The sequence below is a fragment of the Kitasatospora sp. A2-31 genome (genome assembly GCF_022288725.1).
Classification (GTDB): domain Bacteria; phylum Actinomycetota; class Actinomycetes; order Streptomycetales; family Streptomycetaceae; genus Kitasatospora.
This window is the reverse complement of record NZ_JAKNTA010000049.1, coordinates 1-9,690: the sequence shown is the minus strand read 5'-3', so window position 1 is coordinate 9,690 and position 9,690 is coordinate 1. Positions and strand designations below refer to the sequence as shown.

At 73.3% G+C, this 9,690-nt stretch carries 6 protein-coding genes and 1 pseudogene; 3 read left to right on the top strand and 4 right to left on the bottom strand.

Going from position 1 to position 9,690, the window contains the following annotated elements; genetic code table 11:
- Together MCM47_RS38635 and MCM47_RS38630 are read right to left on the bottom strand one after the other, a co-directional pair.
- Nucleotides 1-270 (bottom strand): annotated as a pseudogene (locus tag MCM47_RS38635) (branched-chain amino acid ABC transporter substrate-binding protein); the annotation flags it as partial.
- A 635-nt stretch (nucleotides 271-905) separates the two neighbouring features.
- On the bottom strand, nucleotides 906-1,367 hold the full coding sequence (locus MCM47_RS38630) for a PaaI family thioesterase (protein ID WP_238951627.1): 462 nt from the start codon (nucleotides 1,365-1,367) through the stop codon (nucleotides 906-908).
- Nucleotides 1,368-1,680: 313 nt separating this feature from the next.
- Here MCM47_RS38630 and polA point away from each other — a divergent pair, with 313 nt between their 5' ends.
- Nucleotides 1,681-4,365 carry a DNA polymerase I gene (gene polA / locus MCM47_RS38625; RefSeq protein WP_238951628.1) on the top strand — a complete coding sequence of 895 codons (2,685 nt, stop codon included), beginning with the start codon at nucleotides 1,681-1,683 and terminating at the stop codon, nucleotides 4,363-4,365.
- 157 nt (nucleotides 4,366-4,522) lie between these two features.
- The gene (locus MCM47_RS38620) at nucleotides 4,523-5,284 is read left to right on the top strand and encodes a GNAT family N-acetyltransferase (RefSeq protein ID WP_238951626.1); all 762 of its coding nucleotides are present in this window, start codon (nucleotides 4,523-4,525) and stop codon (nucleotides 5,282-5,284) included.
- Nucleotides 5,285-5,386: 102 nt separating this feature from the next.
- On the opposite strand, the gene hrpB is transcribed toward MCM47_RS38620, so the two are convergent.
- Nucleotides 5,387-7,897, bottom strand: coding sequence for an ATP-dependent helicase HrpB (gene hrpB, locus MCM47_RS38615; protein WP_238951625.1), 2,511 nt, complete (start codon nucleotides 7,895-7,897; stop codon nucleotides 5,387-5,389).
- Nucleotides 7,898-7,999: 102 nt separating this feature from the next.
- Entirely contained in the window at nucleotides 8,000-8,854 is an 855-nt protein-coding gene (locus MCM47_RS38610; protein ID WP_238951624.1) for a class I SAM-dependent methyltransferase, read from the bottom strand.
- Nucleotides 8,855-9,270: 416 nt separating this feature from the next.
- On the opposite strand from MCM47_RS38610, the gene MCM47_RS38605 reads away from it, so the two are divergent.
- On the top strand, nucleotides 9,271-9,690 hold a 420-nt coding region (locus MCM47_RS38605; protein ID WP_238951623.1), incomplete at its 3' end, for a S1 RNA-binding domain-containing protein.

Sequence of the window (9,690 nt, the reverse complement as noted above, 5' to 3'; positions counted from 1 at the left end):
GTCGTCGAGGGCCTTGATCTGGAACTTGATCCCGGGGACCTCGTTCTTCTCGTTGGCCTGCTTGGCGGCGAGCTCGACGGAGTTGCGGATGCCGAGGCCGAGGGCGGAGAGGTCGCCGGTGAGGGGGGCGTCGACACCGATGGTGACGGTGGTGCTGGACCCGGCGTTGTTGCCGTCCCCCGACTTCTTCTCGCCGCGGGAGCCGCAGGCGCTCAGGCTGAGGGCGCCGATCACGGCAATGCTCACGACAACTGCTGAACGATGACGCACAGGGGTCCCCTTCGGTTCAGGAGGGCGCCGCGCCTGAATGGCGGGAGCCGGGATGCGCGATGGGCTGCCTGGCCCAATCCGGTGGCGCGGTGACTGGCCGTGACTCTAGATGCCGTCGGGCGGGCTCCGGCAGTGGTGTGGCGAGGCTGTGATTCTCTTGTTATGAGCACACGGAGCGACTGTCTCACTATGTGGTCGTTTTGGCTCGATCGATCCGGCGCTGCCGGGGTTCTACCGGCCGGTAGAAAGGTGTAAGGCCCAGAAATGAGGGTTACTCCTGGCCTCTCCGATAATCGGACGAGACCGTCCGTTGTGCTCGTGTCGGGCGCGCTCGTCCGTATATCGGACGTTCATGGGGTTGACGAACGGACTTCCGTGTCACTCGGGTCGTCGGGGTCCCCTGTCGAGCGAATTCGCTCAATGTCACTCAGCGTTACACGGTTGAAATTCTGTGAAAACGCAGGGGCCCCCTTGTATAGACCAACGCCTGCCCAGGGCGGTCGAAGGTCAAACAAGGGGGCCCGTAAGGGATCTGATGGTCAGTAAGCCCGGCTGACCCGCCGTCGGGAGGGTCGCCGGGCCGACGGGGCGTCAGGGGGCGCGCCCAGGGGTGCGTCGGTCGGCCCGGGGTCGCGTCAGAGGTCGCGCAGCATGCAGGTCAGCCGGCAGCTGGTGATCCGGCGGCCGGTGTCGTCGGTGATCGCGATCTCGTAGGTGGCGGCGGTGCGCCCCTTGAACACGGCGGTCGCCACCCCGGTGACCAGGCCGGAGGTGGCCGAGCGGTGGTGGGTGGCGTTCAGGTCCACGCCTACCGCGTACCGGCCGGGCCCGGCGTGCAGCATCGCGCCGACCGAACCGAGGGTCTCGGCCAGCGCCGCCGAGGCGCCGCCGTGCAGCAGCCCGTACGGCTGCTGGTTGCCCTCGACCGGCATGGTGCCCACCACCCGGTCGCCCGAGGCCTCGACGACCCGGATGCCGAGCTTCTCGCCGAGGTGCCCGCCGGAGAAGGTGGCCGGGTCCACGCCGAGCTTGGCGAAGTGGTCCAGCACCTCCTGCGGGACCTTGAGGACGGGGGCCGCGTCGGACGCGTCGGTCATGGGGGAGCTCCTGCCGCTCGGGGTCACGTCGTCGTGCTGCCAGTGATCGTACGACCGTCCTACTCGGCGGTAGCGGGCACCGGGCGCAAACTGGCGTGGCGGGCCGGCGCGGTGGGGCCCCGCGCCCAGCGCGCCGAGCCCCCGCGCGCGGCCGGTGCGGGGAGGGCCCGCCGGCGGACGCGCCCCTTTTGTCGGTGCCGGGCCATAGGATCGGTGGCCGGTAGTGGAATCGGCAGGAACGGACGTTGACGTGGCTACGCAGAGTACGGACAAGGGCGCGGCGGGTGGCGGCGGGGCGGCCCGTCCCCGGCTGATGCTGCTCGACGGGCACTCGATGGCCTACCGGGCGTTCTACGCGCTGCCCGTGGAGAACTTCAACACCTCCACCGGCCAGCCGACCAACGCGGTGTACGGGTTCGCCTCGATGCTCGCCAACACCGTCCGCGACGAGCGGCCCACCCACCTCGCGGTGGCCTTCGACCTCTCCCGCCAGACCTTCCGCTCCGCCGAGTTCCCCGACTACAAGGCCAACCGGGCCAAGACGCCGGACGAGTTCCGCAGCCAGGTCGGCCTGATCCACGACCTGCTGGACGCGATGAACGTCCAGCGGCTGAGCGTCGAGGGCTTCGAGGCCGACGACGTCATCGCGACCCTGGCCACCGCCGCCGAGGCGGCCGGCTTCGACGTCGACATCGTCACCGGCGACCGCGACTCGCTCCAGCTGGTCACCGAGCACGTCACCGTCCTCTACCCGACCAAGGGCGTCTCCGAACTCACCCGCTACACCCCGGAGAAGGTCGTCGAGAAGTACGGCGTCACCCCGCGCCAGTACCCCGACCTCGCCGCGCTGCGCGGCGACCCGTCCGACAACCTGCCGGGCATCCCCGGCGTCGGCGAGAAGACCGCCGCCAAGTGGGTCAACCAGTTCGGCTCCTTCGACGAACTCGTCTCCCGCGCCGACGAGGTGAAGGGCAAGATCGGCGAGAAGCTGCGCGAGCACCTCGACTCGGTCAAGCGCAACCGCGTCCTCACCGAGCTGGTCCGCGACGTCGAACTCCCGCTCGGCATCGACGACCTGGGCCGCGCCGCGTTCGACCGGGCGGCCGTCGGCACGCTGATGGAGTCGCTGGAGTTCCGCAACGCCAACTTCCGTGACCGCGTCTTCGGCATCGACCCGGCCGCCGCCGAGCCCGAGGCCGCGGCCGAGCCCGCCCCCGGCGTCGAGGTCGACGGCGAACTGCTCACCGACCCCGGCACCCTCGCCGCCTGGCTCGCCGGGCACGCCGCCGGCAAGGCCCCGGTCGCCCTCGCCGCCGTCTACCAGTGGGCCCTCGGCAGCGGCGAGGTCACCGAGATCGCCCTCGCGACGGGGGAGACGGCCGCCTGGTTCGACCCGGCGCTGCTCGTCGAGGAGGACGAGCGCGCCTTCGCCGCCTGGCTGGCCGACCCGGCCGCCCCCAAGGCGCTGCACATCGCCAAGCAGGTCATGCGGGCCTTCGCCGAGCGCGGCTGGACCATCGCGGGCGTCGTCGCCGACACCGCCCTGGCCGCCTACCTGGACAAGCCCGGCCGCCGCACCTTCACCCTGGAGGTGCTCGCCGAGGAGTACCTGGCCCGCTCGCTGGCCCCGGCGCCCGCCGCCGAGAGCGGCCAGCTCGCCTTCGACGCCCCGGAGGAGGACGCCTCCGCCGGGGCCCGGGCGCTGATGCTCCAGGCCCGCGCCGTGCTCGACCTCGCCGCGCACTTCGACACCCGCCTCGCCCAGGTCGGCGCCACCGGCCTGATGCGCGACATGGAGCTGCCGATCGCCGCCCTGCTGGCCCGGATGGAGCGCACCGGCATCGCCGCCGACCGCGCCTGGCTCACCGGCCTGGAGGCGCAGTTCGCCGCCGAGATCCAGCGCGTGGTCGAGGAGGCGCACGCCGCCGCCGGCCACGAGTTCAACCTCGGCTCGCCCAAGCAGCTCCAGGAGATCCTCTTCGGCGAGCTGGCACTGCCCAAGACCAAGAAGATCAAGACCGGCTACACCACCGACGCCGACGCGCTCACCTGGCTGGCCACCCAGACCGACAACGAGCTGCCGGTCATCCTGCTGCGCCACCGCGACCAGGCCAAGCTGCGCACCACCGTCGAGGGCCTGCTCAAGACGGTCTCCCCGGCCGGGCGCATCCACACCACCTTCAACCAGATGGTCGCCGCCACCGGCCGGCTCTCCTCGCAGGACCCGAACCTGCAGAACATCCCGGTCCGCACCGAGGAGGGCCGGATGATCCGCCGCGCCTTCGTCGTCGGCGAGGGCTACGAGGCGCTGCTCACCGCCGACTACTCGCAGATCGAGCTGCGGATCATGGCCCACCTCTCGGAGGACGAGGCCCTGATCGAGGCCTTCGCCTCCGGCGAGGACCTGCACACCACCGTCGCCTCCCAGGTCTTCGAGGTCACCCGCGACGCCGTCGACGCCGAGATGCGCCGCAAGATCAAGGCGATGTCCTACGGCCTGGCGTACGGGCTCTCCGCGTACGGGCTCTCCCAGCAGCTCGGCATCAAGCCGGCCGAGGCGCAGGGCCTGATGGACACCTACTTCGAGCGCTTCGGCGGCGTCCGCGACTACCTGCGCCGGGTCGTCGACGAGGCCCGCGCCACCGGCTACACCGAGACCCTGCTCGGCCGCCGCCGCTACCTGCCGGACCTCAACAGCGACAACCGCCAGCGCCGGGAGATGGCCGAGCGGATGGCCCTCAACGCCCCCATCCAGGGCTCGGCCGCCGACATCGTCAAGATCGCCATGCTCCGGGTGGACGACGCGCTGCGCGAGGCCGGCCTGGCCTCCCGGATGCTGCTCCAGGTCCACGACGAGATCGTGCTGGAGCTGGCCCCGGGGGAGCGCACACGGGTCGAGGCGATCGTCCGCGAGCAGATGGCCGGCGCCTACCCGCTGCGCGCCCCGCTCGACGTCTCCGTCGGCGTCGGCCCCGACTGGGAGGCCGCCGCACACTGACGCGTGGGGTCACCGGCGGGCCCGGGTGCTCCGGCGCCCGGGCCCGCCGGTGCGCTCCGCCGGTCCGCGGTCCCGGGCCCTGACCCGGCCGCGGCCCGGTCGGCTTTCCGCGGAATCGGCCCGTACGGTCTGTCAATTCCGTACTAGCGTAGGCGCAATGACAACCGGAACCACGCCGACCGAACAGTCCGTGTCCCTGGCCGAGGCGCCGCTGCGCCAGGCCCGGAACTCCGCCGCCTTCTGGACCGCGACCGGCCGGAGCCGGGGGCACGAGGTGATCCGGCGCCGCGGCTTCGTCGCCGTCGACGGCGACGAGCGCGCGGGTCTGCGGATCCTGATCCAGGAGCCCGACCTGGACCCAGGTGAACTGGTCGAGGTGAGCGACCTGGTCCGCGGGGCCGCCGGGGCGGCCACCGTCGAGGACCCGTTCAGCTCGACCGAACTGGGCCACCTGGGCATGCGCAACTGGCAGATGCCGATCATGCTGCGCCTGCCCGGGCCCGTTGCGGAACCGGCCCTCGGCGTGACCCGGGTACGGCGGTCCGAGGATCTCCGGACGGCCGAGCGGATCGTGATCGAGGGCTTCGAACTGGACGGATTCGAGCCCTACCGCCCCGGTGAACTCTTCCCGACGGCGCTGATCGAAGAGCCGGGCGTGGACGTGTTCGTCGCCACGGTCGACGGCGTGGCTGCGGGAGCCGGCGTCAGCGTCCTGGCCGACGGTGTCGCCAGCCACTACTGGATCAGTACGTCGTCCCGGTTCCGGTCGCGCGGCGTGGGCCGGGCCGTCATGCTCGGCGCCCTCGCCCACCTGGCGGACCAGCCGGCCACGCTCACCGCCTCGAAGCTCGGCAGGCCGCTGTACGAGTCGCTGGGCTACACGGTCGCGACACCCGCGACCTGGTGGGCGTCCTCCTGAACGGAGACGTGCCGCACGGGAAGTCGGCGGCGCCGACTTCCCGTGCGCCGGTGCGGGCGCGGAGGCGTCGCCCCCGGGGTCTTCGGGCGCTGTCCGCTCCCGTCACTTCCGGGGGTTGGTGCGCTTCGTGGGCTCGGCCGTGGTCGGGTCCTCGGGCCAGGGGTGGCGGGGGTAGCGGCCCCTGAGCTCGGCGCGGACGGCGTGGTAGCCGTTCTGCCAGAAGCCCTCCAGATCGCCCGTCACGGCAGCGGGGCGGCCTGCGGGCGACAGCATGTGGATGGTCAGCGGGATGCGGCCGCCGGCCAGGGTGGGAGTCCTGGTCCAGCCGAAGAGTTCCTGCAACTTGACGGCCAGCACCGGGCGTTCGGCGCCGTAGTCCACTCGTATCCTCGAACCGGACGGCACGGTGATGCGCTCGGGGGCGAGTTCGTCCAGACGGCCGGCCTCGCCGGTGGCCCAGGGCAGGAGGCGCTGGAGGGCCGCCGTGGTGTCGATCCTCGCCAGGTCGCTGCGGCGGCGGGCGCGCGAGAGCTCCGGCTCCAACCATTCGTCGGCGCGTTCCAGCAACGCGGCATCCGAGACGTCCGGCCACGGATCGCCGATGGCGGAGCGGAGGAACGCGAGCCGTTCGCGCAGGTTGGACGGGAAGGTCAGCAACTCGCTGACGCCCTCGCGGGTCAGCCCCTCCAGCAGGGCGGCCCGGACGAGCGAGGAGTCGGGGCGGGCCAGCGGCTTCTCCGAGAGCTCGATGGCGCCGAGGGATTCCACCTGCCGGGAGACCACCTCACCTCGCCGGGCGTCCCAGTGGACCTCCTCGCGGGTGCCGAGCAGAGCCGCTCCGGCGCGAGCAGCGGTCTCCTCGTCCAGCGCCGCCGCGTGCAGCACCCGGGCCGACGGCGAGCCGGCCGGGCGGTCGGCCACCGCGACGGCCAGCCACGGCACGGCGCCCAGCGCGGTGCCCGGCGCCAGCTCGGCGGCCGTGCCCGAGGCCATCAGGTACGGGCTGCGCGCCCCCGGTCCGGGCTTCTCCACCCGGGCCCGGGCGATCCGCTCGGGGAAGGCCAGAGCGACGACGAGGCCGACGGCCGCAGCGTCCGGCAGGTCGGTGTCGGGCTCGGAACCCGCGCCGCGCCGGAGGCGGCGGACCTCCTCGCGCCAGCGGCCGGCATAGGGGTCGCGGCCGTCCCGGACGGTGCGCAGCACGGCGCCCAGATCGTCGCCGAGGGCCCGCGGCGGCTCCTCCGAGAGCAGCGCGACCACCTCGGCGGCCCGCCGCTCGCCGACCGCGGGGGCGCCGTCGACCAGGGCGCGCGCCAGCCGGGGGTGGAGGCCGGTGCGGGCCAGCCGGGAGCCGCGGGGGGTGGCCCGCCCGTCGGCGTCGACCGCGCCGAGCGCCCGCAGGGTCTGCCGGGCGGCGGCCATCGCCCCGACCGGCGGCCGGTCCGGCAGGGCGAGGCCGGTCGCGTCCGCGTCGCCCCAGCAGGCGGTCTGGAGGGCGAACGGGGTGAGGTCGGCGAGCGCGATCTCGGGGGTCGGATAGCGGGCGGCGAGGGCGTCCTCGGCCTCCGCCCAGCAGCGGTAGACGGTACCGGGGGCCTCGCGCCCGGCCCGCCCGGCGCGCTGCCGGGCGGCGGCCAGCGAGGCCCGGACGGTGACCAGGCCGGCCAGGCCGCGGGCGTGGTCGGTGCGCGGCTCCCGGGCCAGTCCGGCGTCCACCACGACCCGGACACCCGGCACGGTCAGCGAGGACTCGGCGACGGAGGTGGCGAGCACGATCCGCCGGTGCACGCCCGCGGTGAGCGCCGCGTCCTGGACGGCCTGGGGGGCCCGGCCGTGCAGTTGCAGCACCTCGGCGGGGGCGTCCGCGAGCAGCCCGGCGACCCGGGTGATCTCGCCGACGCCGGGGAGGAAGCAGAGCACGTCGCCTGTCCGCTCGGCGAGCGCCCGCCGAATGGTGGCGGCGACGTGCTCCAGCAGGGCCGGGTCGACCCTGGTCCCGTGGGCGGGCCGGACGGCGCGCGGCGGCGGTGCCCAGACGGTCTCCACCGGGTGCGCGGTGCCGTGGGCCTCGACCACCTCGGCGCCGCCGAGCAGCTCGGCCCAGGCCTCGGTGTCGGAGGTGGCGGACGCGCAGACGATGCCGAGTTCCGGCCGCAGCGCGGCCCGGACGTCGAGCAGGAAGGCGAGGGCGGTGTCGGCGTCGAGGTGCCGCTCGTGGCACTCGTCCAGGACGACGACGTCGACGCCGGGCAGTTCCTGGTCGCGCTGGAGCCGCTGGAGCAGCACGCCGGTGGTGACCACCTCGACCACGGTGTCCGGCCCGGCGCGCCGCTCACCGCGCACGGTGAAGCCGACGGCGCCGCCGACGGCGGTGCCGAGCAGCCAGGCCATCCGCCGGGCGGCCGCGCGCACGGCGAGCCGGCGCGGCTCGGCGACCAGTACCCGGCGCGGCGGGCGGCCGTCGCCGAGCAGGCCCGCGAGGGCGAGCGGCACCAGGGTGGTCTTGCCGGTGCCGGGCGGGGCGGCCAGGACGGCGGTGCCGTGCTCGTCGAGCGCGCGGTGCAGCTCGGGCAGGGCGGTGCGGACGGGCAGATCGCGCCAGGCGGGGTTCACCCCGACAGTCTCCCCGACGCCCCGGCCCGTGGGGGCCCGGCCGCCGGGCTGGAGCCGCCGGGCCCCGGCCGCCGTCCGCCGGCCGCCCCCCGGACCTCTGCCTCAGTCCCGCTCGGTCACGAAGATCGCCGTCCCCGGGATCAGCCGCCCGCGCAGCGGCGACCAGCCGCCCCACTCCTGCTCGTGCCCCTCCGGCCACTCCGGCTCGACCAGGTCCAGCAGCCGGAACCCGGCGCCGACCAGCTCGCGCACCCGGTCCCCGAGGGTGCGGTGGTGCTCGACGTACGTGGCCTGCCCCTGCTCGTCCTGCTCGACGTACGGGGTGCGGTCGAAGTACGACGCCACCGCCGTCAGCCCCTCGACGCCCGGCTCGTCCGGGAAGGCCCAGCGGATCGGGTGGGTCACCGAGAACACCCAGCGTCCGCCCGGCCGCAGCACCCGGTGCACCTCGCGCATCAGCCCGGCGGTGTCGGCGCTGAACGGCACCGCGCCGTAGGCGGAGCAGGCCAGGTCGAAGGCGCCGTCGGCGAACGGCAGCACCGCCGCGTCCGCCTGGACCACCGGGACGGGCGGGGTGCCGCGCGCCAGGTCGATCCGCCGGGAGTGCTGGAGCTGCCGGTACGAGATGTCCATGGCCACCGGGCGGGCGCCGCGGTGGAGCAGCCAGCGGGAGCACTGGGCGGCGCCGGCGCCGATCTCCAGCACGGTCCGGCCCGCGACCTCGCCGAGCAGGCGGGCGTCCGCCTCGTCCAGGCCCTCGGGGCACCAGGTGAACCGGTCGTCGCCGAGGAACTCGCCGTGCTCGTCCTGGTACTCGTCCGCGTTCCGGTCCCACCAGTGCCGGCTGGCGCGGCTGCTCTCGTCGACCTCGGCGTGCCGCCGTACCGCGTCGTCGCCGTCGTCGTCAAGATCGTGCAGATCCGGTGGGGGGGTGGTGGCCACGGTGATAATGCCCATCGCGTAGGGTGTGGTCTGCGGAAGCGCCGCTGCCGCGAACCGGTCCCATCAAGGGGCCGGATCCTGGCGGTGGCATCCGGGGAAGGGCTCCCTGCGGCCGCCACCCGTGAGGTGCGCAATCGGAGGATATGGCCTGATCCATACCGGCCTCCACCGTCTTGCCGCCCTTGGCGTTGACCGTGCCTGGCCGTCCCCGTATGCTACAAGTTGCGCTGCGGGCCTGCGCGCCTCGGACGGAGCAGGTCGCGCTCGCATCTGTCGAAGACCCCACGGTCGCAAGACGGACACCGTTTCCCGGTACCCGGGAGGATTCGGTGCGCCGTGTTCTTGGCTGTCCGGCTTTCGGTGGGAGCGAATACGGGCCCTCCGCGTGGCATTACCTACGACTTCATGTCCGTACCGGAGCCCTTTTCCTAATGACGAGCCCCACCGACTCCTCCCTCAGCACCACCCCGCAGGTCGCGGTCAACGACATCGGCGACGCGGACGCGTTCCTCGCCGCGATCGACGAGACCATCAAGTACTTCAACGATGGCGACATCGTCGAGGGCGTCATCGTGAAGGTCGACCGTGACGAGGTGCTCCTCGACATCGGTTACAAGACCGAGGGCGTCATCCCCTCCCGTGAGCTCTCGATCAAGCACGACGTTGACCCGCACGAGGTCGTCGCCGTCGGTGACAACATCGAGGCCCTGGTTCTCCAGAAGGAGGACAAGGAGGGTCGTCTCATCCTGTCCAAGAAGCGCGCTCAGTACGAGCGTGCCTGGGGCACGATCGAGAAGATCAAGGAAGAGGACGGCATCGTCACCGGTACCGTCATCGAGGTCGTCAAGGGT